The organism is Xenorhabdus eapokensis (assembly GCF_001908105.1).
Map to the genome: position 1 here is coordinate 79,030 of NZ_MKGQ01000013.1, position 16,717 is coordinate 95,746.

18 protein-coding genes and 1 riboswitch are annotated in these 16,717 nt (G+C 46.6%); of the genes, 9 read left to right on the forward strand and 9 right to left on the reverse strand.

What is annotated here, in order from left to right:
• Nucleotides 1-7: 7 nt before the first annotated feature.
• From Xedl_RS10925 to Xedl_RS10935, 3 genes are all read left to right on the forward strand, one after another.
• Nucleotides 8-664 carry an HAD family hydrolase gene (locus Xedl_RS10925; protein WP_074023722.1) on the forward strand — a complete coding sequence of 219 codons (657 nt, stop codon included), beginning with the start codon at nt 8-10 and terminating at the stop codon, nt 662-664.
• Between the two features lie 115 nt (nt 665-779).
• Nucleotides 780-1,931, forward strand: coding sequence for an MFS transporter (locus Xedl_RS10930; protein ID WP_074023723.1), 1,152 nt, complete (start codon nt 780-782; stop codon nt 1,929-1,931).
• Nucleotides 1,932-1,945: 14 nt separating this feature from the next.
• The gene (locus tag Xedl_RS10935) at nt 1,946-2,542 is read left to right on the forward strand and encodes a DUF1349 domain-containing protein (protein ID WP_074023724.1); all 597 of its coding nucleotides are present in this window, start codon (nt 1,946-1,948) and stop codon (nt 2,540-2,542) included.
• 265 nt (nt 2,543-2,807) lie between these two features.
• Here Xedl_RS10935 and thiH read toward each other — a convergent pair whose 3' ends face one another.
• Genes thiH through thiC form a run of 6 tightly spaced genes read right to left on the reverse strand, consistent with a single transcriptional unit; the run spans nt 2,808 to nt 8,344 of the window.
• A complete protein-coding gene (thiH, locus tag Xedl_RS10940; RefSeq protein WP_074023725.1) occupies nt 2,808-3,932 on the reverse strand; it encodes a 2-iminoacetate synthase ThiH in 1,125 nt (374 codons plus the stop codon).
• Nucleotides 3,929-4,699 (reverse strand): thiazole synthase, encoded by a 771-nt coding sequence (locus Xedl_RS10945; protein WP_074023726.1) that lies wholly within the window; start codon nt 4,697-4,699, stop codon nt 3,929-3,931. Before Xedl_RS10945 ends, thiH begins: the two co-directional genes overlap by 4 nt.
• Nucleotides 4,700-4,718: 19 nt before the next feature.
• Nucleotides 4,719-4,934 (reverse strand): sulfur carrier protein ThiS, encoded by a 216-nt coding sequence (gene thiS / locus Xedl_RS10950; protein ID WP_074023727.1) that lies wholly within the window; start codon nt 4,932-4,934, stop codon nt 4,719-4,721.
• A complete protein-coding gene (locus tag Xedl_RS10955; protein ID WP_074023728.1) occupies nt 4,931-5,716 on the reverse strand; it encodes a HesA/MoeB/ThiF family protein in 786 nt (261 codons plus the stop codon). The genes thiS and Xedl_RS10955 overlap by 4 nt, the downstream gene beginning before the upstream one ends.
• Nucleotides 5,710-6,384, reverse strand: a complete 675-nt coding sequence (thiE, locus tag Xedl_RS10960; protein WP_074023729.1) for a thiamine phosphate synthase — start codon at nt 6,382-6,384, stop codon at nt 5,710-5,712. Before thiE ends, Xedl_RS10955 begins: the two co-directional genes overlap by 7 nt.
• Nucleotides 6,368-8,344, reverse strand: coding sequence for a phosphomethylpyrimidine synthase ThiC (gene thiC / locus Xedl_RS10965; RefSeq protein WP_074023730.1), 1,977 nt, complete (start codon nt 8,342-8,344; stop codon nt 6,368-6,370). Before thiC ends, thiE begins: the two co-directional genes overlap by 17 nt.
• 144 nt (nt 8,345-8,488) lie before the next feature.
• Nucleotides 8,489-8,613, reverse strand: a riboswitch (TPP riboswitch).
• A gap of 231 nt (nt 8,614-8,844) precedes the next feature.
• Between thiC and nudC the strand changes: the two genes are divergently transcribed.
• From nudC to Xedl_RS10995, 6 genes are all read left to right on the forward strand, one after another.
• Nucleotides 8,845-9,612, forward strand: a complete 768-nt coding sequence (gene nudC / locus Xedl_RS10970; RefSeq protein ID WP_208605045.1) for an NAD(+) diphosphatase — start codon at nt 8,845-8,847, stop codon at nt 9,610-9,612.
• 106 nt (nt 9,613-9,718) lie between these two features.
• Nucleotides 9,719-10,783, forward strand: a complete 1,065-nt coding sequence (gene hemE, locus Xedl_RS10975) for a uroporphyrinogen decarboxylase (protein ID WP_074023731.1) — start codon at nt 9,719-9,721, stop codon at nt 10,781-10,783.
• A gap of 4 nt (nt 10,784-10,787) precedes the next feature.
• Nucleotides 10,788-11,465 (forward strand): deoxyribonuclease V, encoded by a 678-nt coding sequence (gene nfi, locus Xedl_RS10980; RefSeq protein ID WP_074023732.1) that lies wholly within the window; start codon nt 10,788-10,790, stop codon nt 11,463-11,465.
• 76 nt (nt 11,466-11,541) lie between these two features.
• On the forward strand, nt 11,542-12,132 hold the full coding sequence (locus Xedl_RS10985) for a YjaG family protein (protein WP_074023733.1): 591 nt from the start codon (nt 11,542-11,544) through the stop codon (nt 12,130-12,132).
• Between the two features lie 185 nt (nt 12,133-12,317).
• Entirely contained in the window at nt 12,318-12,590 is a 273-nt protein-coding gene (gene hupA / locus Xedl_RS10990) for a nucleoid-associated protein HU-alpha (protein WP_010848914.1), read from the forward strand.
• Between the two features lie 41 nt (nt 12,591-12,631).
• Nucleotides 12,632-13,306: a DUF1481 domain-containing protein gene (locus Xedl_RS10995; protein ID WP_244149698.1), complete on the forward strand. Its 675-nt coding sequence runs from the start codon at nt 12,632-12,634 to the stop codon at nt 13,304-13,306.
• A 41-nt stretch (nt 13,307-13,347) separates the two neighbouring features.
• On the opposite strand, the gene purD is transcribed toward Xedl_RS10995, so the two are convergent.
• The 3 genes from purD to Xedl_RS31625 all read right to left on the reverse strand — a co-directional run.
• Entirely contained in the window at nt 13,348-14,646 is a 1,299-nt protein-coding gene (purD, locus tag Xedl_RS11000; RefSeq protein ID WP_074023734.1) for a phosphoribosylamine--glycine ligase, read from the reverse strand.
• A gap of 31 nt (nt 14,647-14,677) precedes the next feature.
• On the reverse strand, nt 14,678-16,267 hold the full coding sequence (gene purH / locus Xedl_RS11005; protein ID WP_074023735.1) for a bifunctional phosphoribosylaminoimidazolecarboxamide formyltransferase/IMP cyclohydrolase: 1,590 nt from the start codon (nt 16,265-16,267) through the stop codon (nt 14,678-14,680).
• A gap of 37 nt (nt 16,268-16,304) precedes the next feature.
• A partial coding sequence (locus Xedl_RS31625; protein ID WP_208605046.1) for a hypothetical protein occupies nt 16,305-16,717 on the reverse strand: 413 nt, incomplete at its 5' end.

Genomic DNA, 16,717 nt, shown 5'->3' on the forward strand with positions numbered 1-16,717 from the left:
GACTTCAATGAATAGGTGCAATGTTATTTTTGATATCGACGGAGTTATTGTCGATAGTGAACAACTGCATTTTGATGTATTGCTTGATGTATTAAGTAATGAATTAAGCAAACAGGCATTTGCCCAAATAAGTGATATTCAACCTCAGCAATTAATTGGGTTAAGTTTGGTGGAAACATTAGATAGGGTTGGTTTTCCTCCATCAATGCAGCAAGGTATTACTGAAAAAATTATTTCGCATTATCAAGAGAAATTATCTGTACATTATTTGCGTCAGGGAATTACTGATTTGATTGCCGCTTTGCAACAAAATGGCACTAACTTTGGGTTTGTTTCGACTGCGCCGCGTAATGTGTGTTTGGCCAATCTTAGTTTGTTGGATCTACATGAACCACCTGCTTTGATTTCTGGCGATGATGTGGAAAGAACGAAACCCTTCCCTGATCCTTATTTGGCTATGTTGAAATTGAAGAAGATGGATGTTCGGCAAACGTTGGTGATTGAAGATACGGATTTGGGGATCGCAGCGGCAAAACAGGCGGGTATTCCGTGGATATATGCCTGGCCCCATGCGTTGTCGGTGGCAGAGCAGTATGGGCAAGCTTCCCGCGTCATTGAGAGATTAACGGATATTCCCCAGTTTTCAGAGATAAATATCAAGTGATTTTTTATTGAAGATCCATATTTGGCGCTTTCCGCCAGAATTGACGGAAAGCGTTGTTCAAAAGGTATGGTTTTAAAGGGTATGGTTTTAAGAGGTATGGTTTGGAGGAGTCAATTTGTCTGAAGAATATACAGTCTCTTCAATAAAGCAGCCTATCATAGCAACGCGAATTTCGTTTTTTATTGCGGGATTCAGTATTGCGAGTTGGGCGCCGCTGATCCCATTGGTGAAGGAAAGGCTGGGTCTGGATGATGGTTCAATGGGGCTACTGATACTGGTGTTTGGTATTGGTTCTTTTATTATGATGCCCATCGCGGGAATGTTGGCGACCCGCTTTGGCTGCCGGAAGGTTTTTACCTTTTTTGCTTTATTGGCTGTTTTGATATTGCCGAGTTTAAGTGTGCTCTCAACGCCACTAACACTGTCTTGTGCCTTGTTTGTGTTCGGTATGGGAATTGGGGCAACAGATGTGGTTATCAATATTCATGCGGTTAATATTGAGAAAAGAGTACATCAGCCGATTATGTCGGGCTTTCACGCATTGTTCAGCTTAGGTGGGATTGCGGGAGCCGGAACTGTCAGCGTATTGTTGTTTTTGGGGATCTTACCTTTGCAGGTCACTATTGGCGTAGCGGTATTCGTTATTCTGCTATTGTTGCCAACATGGTATGGCATGCTGGATAACACCGAAACGGAAGATACCCCGTTTTTTGCCTTACCGCGTGGCATTGTTATCCTGATTGGCTCTCTTTGTTTTGTCGTTTACTTGATGGAAGGCTCCATGCTGGATTGGAGCGGGATCTTGTTAAGCAGTGTACATAACATAAGCAGTCATCAGGCGGGTTTTGGCTATACTTTGTTTGCCATTACCATGACGGCGGGACGATTCTTGGGTGATAAAATTATTGCGGCCTGTGGGTATCGGCGCGTGTTTTTAGGCAGTGCAATTTTAGCGACGTCAGGTTTTGTTTTGATCTATTTGGCATCCAGCACGACCCAATTGGGAATTTCTTTTCTGATGATAGGGGCAGGATTATCCAATTTGGCTCCAATGTTTTTCACTGCTTCGGGTCGGCAGAAAGTGATGCCTGATGCGTTGGCAGTTTCCGCCGTTTCTACAATGGGGTATTCAGGGATTTTGCTTGGACCAGCCATTATTGGCGGCTTGGCACATCAGGTAACATTACATGGTGCTTTTGCCTGTATTGCTTTGCTTTCCCTTGCATTGTTAGCGGGATATGGTTTGATTAATCCTACCAAAGAATAACAGGGTAAATATTGATGAATTTGCAGCAATGTCATTGGTTGAACGAGCCTGCTTCATGGCGATGTCAGGATAATGAACTTCATGTCATGACGGATAATAAAACCGATTTCTGGCGTGATACATGGTATGGTTTTCAGCGTCACAGTGGTCATGTCTTTGGCGGCTATATTAATGATTTTAACCTTGAAGACGGTTTTACCTTCCAGTTTTGTATCGAAGGCCAGTTTGAGCAATTATACGATCAGGCGGGTGTGATGTTATTGGTGGATGAGCAACATTGGCTAAAAGCGGGTGTTGAACATTCTGATGGGCAAGCGACCATCGGTAGTGTATTAACCAATGGCTGTTCTGACTGGGCTATGGGAATTTTCCCTGGTAATCCAGAGAAGTTTTGGCTACGGCTGACTTACCATGATGGCGCTATTAGGTTGCAGTATTCCACCGATGGTGTGACATGGCCGTTATTGAGATTGTCTCCTTTTACCGTTGGCAATCAGCGGATTTTTGTCGGGGCGATGTGCTGCTCGCCGGAACGGGAAGGATTGCAGGTGAGGTTTTCCGACTTTAGGCTAACATCATCGTTGAAAAAGCACCTGCATGATTTAAGTTAGTCACTTAATTAAATATCCAGACGAAGGTTTGATTCAACTTCATCTATCAATGATATGGGTACTTCATTCTCTTTGGCTAACTTAGGCCAAAGAGAAACACTTTCCTTAATTTCTTCTACCAACTCGTTAATGTATTTCTTTGTGAAGTATTGTCTCAAGGGATGCATTCCCTTTTTCCGCATCTATTGTGATTATATTTTTGCACCTTATAAGAAGATATGCCGCGATTGCAGCATACCCAAATAAAAACTGCCTACCTAAAAAATCATCGCCCTAAGTAATTATCCCAATCTTTCCAGACGGGTTGTAAACCTGATTTGACCAAGGCTTCGGCGACCTGAAAAACAGAACGATTGTCGTGGGGGGCGAATTGTTCCAGCTCGTGGTGTTCATCAGCATAACCGCCTGGCTGGGTTTTGGAACCTGCACTGATATTGTTGATCGCGAGAGGAACAACGTGATCGCGGAAATACGGTGATTCACGGGTGGAAAGGGAAAGCTCTACATCCGGTGCCAGCAGGCGGAATGCGCAAATCAGTTGTACCAATTCGGCTTCATTCATTAACGAAGCGGGTTCTATGCCGCCAGCGCAGGGACGCAGTCGCGGGAAGGAGATGGAATAACGGCTTTTCCAGAACTGTTTTTGCAGAAAAAGGAGGTGCTCCGCTACCATATAACAATCGGTTCGCCAATTGTGGGATAGTCCAATCAGGGCACCTAGCCCAATTTTATCTATGCCCGCTCGTCCAAGGCGTTCAGGTGTTTCCAATCGCCAATGGAAATCCTGCTTTTTGCCCTTCAAATGGTGCAGTTGATAACTGGGTTGATGGTAGGTTTCCTGATAGACCATCACGCCATCCAATCCTAATGTTTTCAGTTCAGCATATTCTTCTTGCGCCAGTGGCTGAACCTCCATTGAGACAGAGCTGAAATGACGGCGGATCAAGGGAAGATAGCGGCGAAAATAATCCATACCGACTTTGTTTTGGTGTTCCCCTGTCACCAAGAGAACATGCTCAAATCCTAGTGTTTTCAGCGCAAGGCATTCTGCTTCAATCTCCTGCTCATTGAGTGTTTTGCGCTTAATGTGATTACTCATGGAGAAACCACAATAAGTGCAATCGTTGGCACACAGATTGGAAAGATAGAGTGGGATAAAAAATCCCACGGTATTACCAAAACGCTGGCGAGTGAGTTGTTGTGCGCGTTGGGCGAGTGGCTCAAGATAAGGCAGTGCAGCGGGGGAGAGCAGGGCGATAAAGTCATCCAACGTCAAGCGAGCACTGTTTAGTGCATGTTCAATGTCCTGTGATGTTTTACTGTTGATGCGTAGGGTGATGTCATCCCAATCCAGTTGTTGCCAGCGCTGGCTAAATGTTTGGTTTGTCATAGCACCCCCAGAAAATCAGTCAGTGGGCTGGAAGCCTCAGCATGGGATTTCTGGCTTGCTACGCCGGCTTGATGTGAAAGTTCGCCGGCTTCAATGGCGGTTCTGAACGCCTGAGCCATCTTAACGGGATTGCGGGCAACAGCGATGGCGGTATTAACCAGTACCGCATCTGCCCCCATTTCGATGGCAGCCAGCGCATGGCTCGGTGCTCCGATCCCTGCATCCACAACAACTGGTACATTGGCCTGTTCAATGATGATGTGTAGAAAATCACGGGTCAGTAACCCCTTATTTGAGCCGATAGGGGCACCTAATGGCATCACGGCCGCACAGCCAACTTCTTCCAATCGGCGGCACAGTACAGGATCAGCGCCACAGTAAGGCAGAACGACAAATCCTTCTTTGACTAGCTGTTCTGCCCCTTTTAGTGTCTCAATGGGATCGGGCAGCAGGTATTTTACATCGGGATGGATTTCCAATTTAATCCAGTGAGTTCCCAACGCTTCCCGTGCGAGGCGAGCGGCGAAGATGGCCTCTTCTGCGGTTTTGGCTCCAGAGGTATTGGGTAGCAGTTTGACACCCAACTGTTGCAGTGGTGCAAGAATGCCATCGTCATTTTTGCCGTGAAGATCGAGGCGTTTCATTGCCATTGTTACCAGTTGGCTACCAGAGGCACGGATCGCGTCGATCATTAATCCTGCATTGGCAAACTTGCCTGTTCCGGTAAATAGGCGGGATTGGAAGGGAGTATCTGCAATTTTTAACATAAAATAACCTCCGGCAAGATCAGCCACCAGCAATGGCCTGAAACAGCAAGATGGTGTCCCCGTCATTAATCTGATGGGTTTGCCACTCTGAACGCGGAATAATGGTTTGATTGATAGCCAAAGCGCTCCCTGATTGCGTGCGTTCTATATGTTCCAGCAATTGATGTTCCAGAAACTGTTGCACTGTCATGGGGGCATTCAGGGTCATTGGTTGATCGTTGACGATAATATTCATGCGATTTCTTTTCCTAACCGTTTTTTATCGGCCTGTCTGGTAGCGCCACAAATTGGGCACTGCGATGAGCGAGTAAGCTGTAATGTGCTCCAGCTTTGCTGTTTGCCATCAAACAGCCGGAGTTTTCCGTCTAAGGAAGAAGAAAGGCCAGCCAGCATTTTTATCGCTTCCAAGGATTGCAAAGTGCCGATGACTCCAACGATAGGGCCTAAGATACCGGCTGTTCGGCAATTGCGCTGAGGTTCTTCTTGATTAGGATAGAGGCAGGCATAGCAACCGTGCTGGTAAGGGGGAGTCAATACCATTAATTGCCCACTAAAGCCGACGGCACTGCCGCTGATGAGTGGTTTATTTTCGGCAATACAGGCAGCATTGATAGCATGGCGAGTTGCCATGTTGTCACAGCAATCCAAAACCAGATCGACTTGATTGACAGCATTAACCAAAGAGTCACGATCTTGCCGGACAGTTAGTGACGTGATATTGATTTGCGGGTTTAGCTTAACCAGTTGTTTGGCTGCTAATTGGGCTTTGTTGGCAGGAATATCTGCTGTGCGGTAGATAATCTGGCGTTGCAGGTTTGAGATATGCAATGTGTCATCATCTGCCAGATAAAGATTTCCTACCCCTGCTGCCGCGAGATAGAGCGCAGCCGGTGATCCTAATCCGCCCAGGCCGACAATCAGTACCTTGCTAGCTTTTAGTCTCTCTTGCCCTTCGGGGCCAATGTCTTCCAGCAGTAATTGGCGGCTGTAACGCATAAATTCTTGATCGTTTAACATAAAAGCCCCCGATCTTGCCCTTCAACCAGATGAAGTAATCTGGCTGTTGCCTGTCGCCAATCTTTCGCTTTTGTAATAGCACTGACCAGTGCCACGCCACCGACTCCTGTTGCCACCACATCGGGTATTCGTTCCAGCGAAATGCCACCAATGGCGACAGTAGGATATTCCGGTGTGCTCTCCACCTGATGTTTTAATGCTGCAAGGCCTTGCGGGGATGAGGGCATCTCTTTGGTGGTGGTAGGGAAAATATGCCCTAACGCGATATAAGAGGGGCACAGGGATTTTGCCCGCGCCAGTTCTTGTTGATCGTGAGTAGAAATACCCAGACGCAATCCGGCTTGCTGGATGGCATTGAGATCGGCGGTATCGAGGTCTTCCTGCCCCAAATGAACGCCATAGGCCTGATGCTTGATTGCCAGACGCCAATAATCATTAATGAACAAACGAGCGTTATATTGGCGACCAAGCGCGATGGCGGATTGAATACCCTTCTCCGCCTGTTCTTCCGACCGGTCTTTGATACGCAATTGCAGAGTTCTGACACCGGCTTCCAGTAATCGCTCAATCCACATCAGGGAGTCCACCACCGGATAAAGCCCCAATCGGGGCACGGTTGAGGTAAAAGGGGCTTGTGGGAGTGTTGGAATATCAGGCTGATTTTTCATGCGCTACCTCCTCCGCACTGTGATAGAGTTCGCTGCCACGGGAGCGGAATTCTTCTGACATCTGTTCCATACCCGCGGCTTGTTCCAGTTTTGCGGCGTAGTCGCGCACGTCTTGGGTGATTTTCATTGAGCAGAATTTTGGTCCACACATGGAACAGAAGTGGGCAACTTTGCCGGATTCCTGCGGTAAGGTTTCATCGTGATAAGCGCGGGCGGTGTCAGGATCAAGCGCCAGATTGAATTGATCTTCCCAACGGAATTCAAAGCGCGCTTTCGACATGGCATTGTCACGGATCTGTGCACCTGGATGGCCTTTGGCGAGATCCGCCGCATGGGCTGAGATTTTGTAAGTAATCAGCCCCTGTTTGACATCTTCCTTGTTAGGCAGACCGAGGTGCTCTTTGGGGGTGACATAACACAGCATGGCACAGCCAAACCAGCCAATCATAGCGGCTCCGATGCCAGAGGTAAAATGGTCATAACCAGGGGCGATATCCGTCGTCAGTGGCCCTAAGGTATAAAATGGGGCTTCGTGACAATGCTCCAGCTCTTCCGTCATATTACGGCGGATAAGTTGCATTGGGATATGCCCAGGCCCTTCAATCATGACCTGAACATCGTATTCCCATGCGATTTTAGTCAGTTCACCGAGGGTATGCAGTTCTGCAAATTGAGCTTCGTCATTAGCATCCTGAATGGAGCCAGGGCGCAAGCCATCCCCTAAAGAGAGGGAGACGTCATAGGCCGCACAAATTTCACAGATTTCGCGGAAGTGAGTGTAGAGGAAATTTTCTTGATGGTGGGAAAGGCACCATTTCGCCATAATTGAGCCGCCACGGGAAACAATACCTGTCAGGCGCTTAGCGGTCATCGGTACATAACGCAGCAGTACACCCGCATGAATAGTAAAATAATCTACGCCTTGCTCGGCTTGTTCCAGCAAGGTATCGCGGAACATTTCCCATGTCAGGTTTTCCGCAATGCCGTTAACCTTTTCCAGTGCCTGATAAATCGGAACAGTCCCAATCGGAACTGGGCTATTGCGCAGTATCCATTCGCGGGTTTCGTGGATGTAGCGTCCGGTGGAGAGATCCATCACGGTATCTGCGCCCCAGCGGGTAGACCAAATCAGTTTTTCCACCTCCTCTTCAATAGAGGATGTGACGGAGGAGTTACCGATATTGGCATTCACTTTCACCAAAAAATTGCGGCCAATAATCATCGGCTCAGATTCAGGATGATTAATGTTGGCGGGAATAATCGCACGACCGGCAGCAACTTCCTGACGGACAAACTCCGGTGTGATGTTTTCCGGTAAGTTAGCACCGAAATTTTGCCCTGCATGTTGCTGGCGCAAGATTTCACTGTGAATACGTTCACGCCCCATATTTTCGCGTAGTGCGATAAATTCCATTTCTGGTGTGATGATCCCTTGGCGTGCATAGTGCAACTGGGTAACCCGTTTGCCCGATTTGGCTTTTAGTGGATGCGGGCGATGATGAAAGCGCAGGTGATCTAGTCCGGCATCAGTAAGGCGCTGTTGCGTGAAATCGGAGCTGAGGACTGAAACAGGCTCGGTATCATCGCGTTCATTAATCCACGGCTGGCGGCGCTTAGGTAAACCTTTCTCGACATCCAGTATGGCCGCTGGATCGCCGTAAGCGCCGGAAGTGTCATAAACGGGGACGGGTTCGTTTTCCTCAAATTGGGGATTTTCTTTTGTGCCACCAATGAATGTGGGAGAAAGTTGGATCTCACGCATCGGCACTTGAATATCTTGACGTGAGCCTTCAAGGTAAATGCGCTTTGAATTGGGAAAAGCGACGCCTTGAACGGAATGGATAAATGCTTGAGCCGCGTCTCGCTGAGCCTTGCGTGGTCTTGCTGGGTGGGCTTTTGGCGAGATATCCGCCGTTGGAATAATGGCATCGGAAATAACGGTATTGTTGGACTTAGACATAGCAAATTCCTGACTGTGTTATCGCCTGTCTCATTGATCAGGCTTAAGTTGAGAAAATTGCTTGTCTGGAGCTCGCAGGGAGTAATGGTTGATGCTGTTTGGTATCTGTACATGTATTTGCATCGATGTACGATGACTGGCAGCGGGGTGATTACTCTTGTTCCCTTCGCGGGTATTAGCCCGATCAGGTTCTGCGGATCCCGAATTAACGGTCTCAGCCTGTGTCCATCGTGATATACGTTGAACGCTAGGCACTCCGACAAGAAAACACCCCAGAGTATAAAGGGGATTATAAAAACTACAACCTAAAAATTATACCCTATCCAATTGTTTGTTCGTTCTCATAAATATTCCATCCAGAGGCGGCCGTACAGAAGAGGATGCAGAAACAGGGTTACAAGATTGGAGACGAAATAAGATGAAAAGGCGTATGCTTTGTTTGTGTTGATTTTGGGCGAAGTATCATGGGAATAATCACATAACTAACGATGGAACAGATTATGCAACAAAAACTGACAGGTAGAGAACAAGGCTGGTGGATTGTTAGTCTTGAAAATCGGGTTTGGCTACCACAAGGGGAATTACCTTTAGGTACGGCCAATCAGTGGGCATTGCAAGGCCATATAGCACAACCTATCGGTGAGTGGTTAGGGGAAACGGTTTGGTTGGTGCGTCAGAAAATGGCTTCAGATATGTCCTCTCCCCGTTCAATTTCTGCTCAGAATGATAAGTTATTTCAATTGGTCGGGCGTGGTGTGCAATTGGCTGAGTTTTATCGTTCACATCACTATTGTGGTTACTGTGGTCAGGAGATGCAGCATAGTCAGCGTGAATGGGCCTGTTTGTGCAACCATTGCCATGAACATTACTATCCACAAATAGCGCCTAGTATCATTGTCGGTATTCGCCGTGATGACCATATTTTGCTGGCACAACATCAGCGTCATCGCAATGGGGTTCATACCGTACTGGCTGGTTTTGTTGAAGTGGGGGAAACTCTGGAAGAGGCTGTGCATCGTGAAGTGATGGAGGAGAGCGGAATTAAGATCCGTAACTTGCGTTATGTTACTTCCCAGCCGTGGCCTTTTCCGAATTCATTGATGGTGGGCTTTCTGGCTGATTATGAGAGCGGTGAAATCAATGTTGACCCCGTCGAACTTATCAGTGCAGATTGGTATCGTTATGATAACCTTCCCTTGATTCCTCCCCCTGATACGATTGCCCGCCGTTTAATTGAAGATACGGTTGCATTATGCCGTCATCAGTAATCATCACGTTATTGGAGGTTATGCCAGAAGTTCAAATTCAGGCATGTTAAACTGCGCCAGTTTTTTCGTGTGTTTGTCATGCATAAATTAATCAATGGAGCTTGTCATGAATGAGTTGAAAAACGACCGCTATCTGCGTGCCTTATTGCGTCAGCCCGTCGATATCACACCGGTATGGATGATGCGTCAAGCCGGTCGATATTTACCTGAATATAAAGCGACGCGTCAGGCGGCTGGAGATTTCATCTCGTTATGTAAAGACACTGAATTGGCTTGTGAAGTCACCCTCCAGCCCTTACGCCGCTTTCCACTAGATGCAGCTATCCTATTTTCCGATATTTTGACTATTCCGGATGCGATGGGGTTGGGGCTGTATTTCGAAACGGGGGAAGGGCCACGTTTTCATTCTCCGATTCACAGTCATGCCGATGTAGAAAAATTGCCGGTGCCTGATCCAGAACTGGAGTTAGGCTATGTTATGGATGCAGTGCGGGCTATTCGTAAGGCATTGGCAGGGCAAGTTCCTTTGATCGGTTTTTCTGGTAGCCCTTGGACACTGGCAACTTATATGGTGGAGGGAGGAAGCAGCAAGGCTTTCACCAAAATTAAGGCCATGATGTATACGGCGCCTGCCACAATGCATATGTTACTGGATAAATTGGCAAACAGCGTTATTCTATATTTGAACGCGCAAATAAAAGCAGGCGCTCAATCTGTCATGATTTTCGATACTTGGGGTGGGGTTTTGTCTCATCGCGATTATCTGGCGTTTTCCCTGCAATATATGCATAAAATTGTTGATGGCTTGATCCGCGAACATGAAGGACGTCGTGTACCTGTTACCCTGTTCACCAAAGGGGGAGGGCAGTGGCTTGAGGCGATGGCGGCGACAGGATGTGATGCACTGGGTTTGGATTGGACAACGAATATGGCTGATGCGCGTCGGCGCGTTGGAGATAAGGTCGCGTTGCAGGGTAATATGGATCCATCCATGCTATATGCCCAGCCAGCACGTATTGAAGAAGAAGTTTCGACAATTTTACAAGATTTTGGTGTGGGTAGTGGGCATGTTTTCAACTTGGGGCATGGTATTCATCAGGATGTTCCGCCAGAGCACGCAGGTGCATTTGTCGAAGCAGTGCATAGGCTTTCAGTAAAATACCATCAATGATTCTATGATTGATACAAAGGCATTACGTCAGGAACAGATAGAAAAATCACGGCGGGTTATCCGCCATGATATTTTTTCTGCCTCTTTTACGCCAAGGTTCATTGCGGGTGCTGATGTTGGGTTTGAAAAAAGCGGTACGGTAACGCGTGCCGCCATTGCGGTATTGCAATATCCCTCACTAGAATTGGTCGAATACCAAATTGCCAGAATTGATACGGTACTTCCCTATATCCCTGGTTTACTCTCATTTCGTGAATATCCTGCATTGATAGCTGCATGGCAAAAATTAAGTTTGCGGCCTGATTTGGTGATAGTGGATGGTCAGGGTATTGCCCATCCTCGGCGTTTTGGTATTGCCAGTCATTTTGGGGTATTAGTGGATGTTCCCACCATTGGGGTGGCAAAAAGCCGTTTGTGTGGTGAACATGCCCAGATAGGAGAGATTCAGGGAGACCGTCAACCATTGATGGATCACGGTGAACAGATTGGTGTCGTATTGAGAAGCAAAAAAAGCTGTAATCCGCTCTATATTTCCCTTGGCCATAAGATCAGCATTGATAGTGCGGTATTTTGGGTTGAGCAGTGTATGAGGGGATATAAACTGCCTGAACCCACCCGTTGGGCGGACGGGATTGCCTCAAATAGGTTGTTTTTTAAGCAAACAATGCAGAAAAATCTATAATTGTGGCGGAAAAGTGTGGATATTCTTGATTTTCAGGTAAACTTCGACGCAAATTAGGCATTATGAGTAACGACCAATGTTAAGAAACCCGATCCACCTGCGGTTGGAGAAACTCGAAAGTTGGCAACATTTGACTTTTATGGCTAGTCTATGTGAGCGGATGTATCCAAATTATCAGGCATTTTGTCTCCAAAGCGGGTTTGCAGACCCTGTACAATATCGCCGTATTATGGATCTAGTGTGGGAAATTTTGGTCGTTAAAGATGCAAAAGTGAATTTTGATAATCAGCTGGAAAAATTGGAAACCATTATCCCATCATCAGAAGATTATGATATTTATGGTGTGTATCCAGCGATTGATGCGTGCATTGCATTGAGTGAAGTAATTCATTCTCGTCTGAGTGGCTCGACGTTAGAGCATGCAATAGCCGTCAGTGAAATATCCATCCGTACTGTTGCTATGCTGGAAATGACGCAGGCCGGTAGGGAAATGACCGAGGATGAGTTAAAAGTATTACCAGCCATTGAGGAAGAATGGGACATTCAATGGGAGATTTACCGTTTGTTGGCAAATTGCGAAGAACGGGACATCGAATTAATTAAAGGATTAAAGGCTGATCTCCGCGAGATGGGGGTTAGTAATATCGGTATAAATCTGGCGCAATAACGTATAAAACGTGACTTAGTGCTTGATTTACCGCATTTAAAGGCTTCACATTTGCCCTCACTCTGTTCTACATTGGGGGGCGAAAAGAAGTGGCTATCGGTGCGTGTATGCAGGGGTGCTGTCAAATCGGCATATCCGTCGCACTCGATGCTTTGCAAACGATAAACACACTGTAAGGATAATCTATGAATAAGACTGAATTAGTTGATGCAATTGCAGCAGGCGCAGACCTGACCAAGACTCAGGCTAAAGCTGCTCTGGAGTCAACTCTGAATGCAATCACTGAATCTCTGAAAAATGGCGATGCAGTGCAGTTGGTAGGCTTTGGTACTTTTAAAGTTAATCACCGTGCAGAACGTACTGGTCGTAACCCACAGACTGGTAAAGAAATTAAAATCGCAGCAGCAAACGTGCCTGCTTTCTCCGCTGGTAAAGCACTGAAAGACGCAGTTAAGTAATCGAATTGCGAAAAAAGATAAGAGGGGAAAATAAACCCCTTTTGTTGATTCTACAGGGGCTGTTAGCATTAGGGGTCGTCTCTTTGCTCAGCGCCTGTTCGATTCAGCCAACAACACCTCTTTTCAGTGCCAGCGGTTTTGTCACTGACAACGGTGTTATTCGTTTATGGCGTTTAAACGATCAAAACAGTAAACCTCAGGTTATCATGAGTGTTTACAGCCCTTACCACAATAAAACTCCTCATAATAAAGATACCATAGTTACTTTTTACGAATATCGGCACGGTAGCTTGTGGCAAATCCGCCGCAATGTGTTTGATAATCCACCCATCGTAGAGACGTTACGTATCTCCCAAGATAACTCTGTCATTTTTAAGCTCCGGCAATTACAAGAACGTAATGAACCGTTGTCCGATGATGATGTGGCTCGTTTGAAATTTGATGCTAAGCAGATAGAAAAAATCAGTGACACTTTAATTGCAGATAAGGTGAAGTTGCTACAAGGGCATTGGCAGGGTGGACGAGTTACCTCGTGTTCAGGAAAACAATTGTTTATTGAATTTGAGCCTCACGCACAGAGATGGCTTGAAGAAAGGCAAAGTAATAGCTCCGGTTTACTGACTATTGCATGGTTGGATTCGTCTGAAGGAAAAAAGTTATTGCTGGTCGCCAATGATGATTTTTGTCGTTGGGAACCGACGAAAGATAAGCTGTAATTCTGTTACTTCCGTCGGCGGAGGTTGAGTTATTTCTTGGTCTACTTCAAACGGGCGATAGCTCGATAGCCAATATCCTTACGATAAAAACATCCTTCCCAGTGAATTTGTCCGGTTCTCAGATAAGCTTTTTTCTGGGCGTCGGCAATATCGTGACCTAAGGCAGTCACACATAAGACACGTCCTCCTGCGGTGATAATATTCCCATCCTTAAGGGCTGTCCCGGCATGGAAGACTTTTTCCTCGATGCCAGATTCATCGGCATCTGATTTCTTCTCTAACCCGCTAATAACGTCACCTTTGGCATAGTTAGCCGGATAACCCCCCGCCGCCAGCACGACGCCTAAGGCGGGACGATCATCCCATTCAGAGGTTTTTTCACTTAGCTGGCCTTTGGCTCCGGCAAGACATAGTTCGACCAAATCAGAACGTAGACGCATCATGATAGGTTGGGTTTCGGGATCACCAAATCGACAGTTAAATTCGATCACTTTCGGTTCACCCTGTTTATCAATCATCAATCCCGCATAAAGGAAACCAACATAGGTATGACCTTCAGCCGCCATTCCTGCCACGGTAGGATAAATGATTTTTTCCATCACTCGTTGGTGGATCTCATCCGTGACTACCGGCGCGGGTGAATAAGCCCCCATTCCTCCGGTATTCGGCCCGGTATCACCATCCCCTACGCGCTTATGATCTTGGCTGGTTGCCATAGGAACCACGTTTTTGCCATCCACCATGACAATAAAACTGGCTTCTTCTCCAGCCAGAAATTCTTCAATGACAATACGGTGGCCTGCATCGCCAAAAGCATTACCCGCCAGCATGTCTTTGATGGCGTTTTGTGCTTCTTTCATGGTTGTGGCAACTACCACACCCTTACCGGCAGCCAAACCATCGGCTTTGATAACGATTGGGGCGCCTACTTTTTCTAAGTAAGCCAGTGCAGGTTCAATTTCTGTGAAATTTTGGTAGGCCGCTGTAGGTATGTGATGACGTGCGAGGAAATCTTTGGTGAAAGCTTTGGAGCCTTCCAATTGAGCAGCAGCCTTTGTTGGACCGAAAATGGTCAGTCCCGCCTGCCGGAAAGCATCAACCACACCGATAACCAATGGCGCTTCAGGCCCAACAATGGTCAGGCCAATATCATGATCTTGGGCAAATGCCAGTAATCCTTCAATATCTGTTGCGGCAATGTCCACATTTTCTAAATTAGCTTCCAATGCGGTGCCCGCATTACCTGGTGCGACATAAACCTTGCTTGCCAGAGGTGATTGTGCTGCTTTCCAGGCTAATGCATGTTCTCTTCCGCCATTGCCAATAACCAATATGTTCATCTGAGCCTCCTATTTAATAAGACATAAGCTATTAATGGCGAAAATGGCGCATGCCAGTGAAAATCATAGCGATACCGTGTTCATCGGCAGCGGCGATGACTTCATCATCACGAATAGAACCACCGGGTTGGATGATACAGCTCACTCCCACAGCAGCGGCGGCATCAATGCCATCACGGAATGGGAAAAATGCATCGGAAGCCATAGCGCAGCCCTGAACTTCCAATCCTTCATCTGCCGCCTTAATACCGGCGATTTTGGCAGAGTAAACACGGCTCATCTGTCCGGCTCCAATACCAATTGTCATATTATCCCTGGCATAAACAATCGCGTTGGATTTGACGAATTTAGCGACTTTCCAACAGAACAGGGCATCTTGCATCTCTTGTTCCGTTGGCTGACGTTTGGATACAACAACCAGATCATCTTTTTTCACCATACCTAAATCGCGATCTTGTACCAGCAAACCGCCGTTGACGCGTTTGAAATCCAGGTCGGCAACCGGTGAATGCCATTCGCCGCACGCTAAGACGCGAACATTTTGTTTTGTTGCCAGAATTGGCAGAGCCGTTTCATTAATAGAAGGCGCAATAATGACTTCAACAAATTGGCGTTCAATAATGGCCTGAGCGGTGTTGGCATCGAGTTCGCGGTTAAAGGCAATAATGCCACCGAATGCGGAAGTCGGATCGGTCTTAAAGGCGCGGTCATAAGCGGCATGGATATCGCTATCAATCGCAACACCACAAGGGTTAGCGTGTTTGACAATGACACAGGCAGGTTCAGAGAAGCTTTTTACACATTCCAGTGCGGCATCAGTATCCGCGATATTGTTATAAGAGAGTGCCTTACCTTGTAACTGGGTTGCCGTCGCAATCGAAGCTTCTGCGATTTGCTCTTCTATATAGAAAGCTGCATCTTGATGGCTGTTTTCGCCATAACGCATATCTTGCTTTTTAATGAAATTAAGATTCAGTGTGCGAGGGAAATGTCCTGATGGCTGATCAGTTTCGCCATAATATGGTGGAACCAATTTGCCAAAGTAATTGGCAATCATACTGTCATAAGCGGCGGTATGTTCAAACGCCTTGATGGCTAAATTAAAGCGAGTGGCATGTGCCAGTGAATTCTGGTTGTTATCCATCTCCTCGATAATTTTGTCATAATCCTGGCTATTGACAACAATCGCCACATCTTTATGGTTTTTGGCAGCGGAGCGAACCATTGTTGGGCCGCCAATATCGATATTCTCTACGGCATCTTCCAGGGAGCAATCTGGTTTTGCTACGGTTTGAGCAAAGGGATAAAGATTAACAACCACCATATCAATCTGTGAAATCTGGTGTTGTGCCATGACTTCATCATCCTGTCCACGTCGACCCAAGATGCCGCCATGAATTTTAGGGTGAAGTGTTTTGACACGCCCATCCATCATTTCGGGGAAGCCTGTATAGTCAGAAACTTCGGTGACATTCAATCCTGCTTCGGCCAGCAGACGAGCAGTGCCTCCCGTCGAAAGCAGTTCGACACCACGATTGGATAAGGCCTTAGCAAATTCAACAATCCCCGCTTTGTCAGAAACACTCAGCAGGGCACGACGGATTGGACGAAGCTGTTGCATTGGTGTGATCCCTTGAATTTCATAAAACAAGAATGTGTTATTGGGAAAAATCCACTGATTGATAGAAAAAATGGTTTCGGCAATAACATTTCAAAACAATTTGAAAAAAACACTTGGTGATTTTTCCTGCGCAAATTGTAACGAAAACGTTTGCGCGATGCTCGATAAATTTTATCAAAATATCTCTTTGTGGATAAATCTGTTTATATGTGGGTATAAAGTGGCATTTTGCTGTGTAATTAATCAAACGATAATTATTTTCAAAAAAAACTATTGTCACATCCGTAAAACTCCCTATAATGCGCCACCACTGACCGACGATGTGCTGAGACACGCCGCAACGGCAGCGGAAGAAAGGCGAAAATAATCGCTTGACTCCGGAGGCAAAAAGCGTAAGATACGCAGCCTCGCAACCCGGAAGAGATGTCCGGTTGCCAACGCTCTTTAACA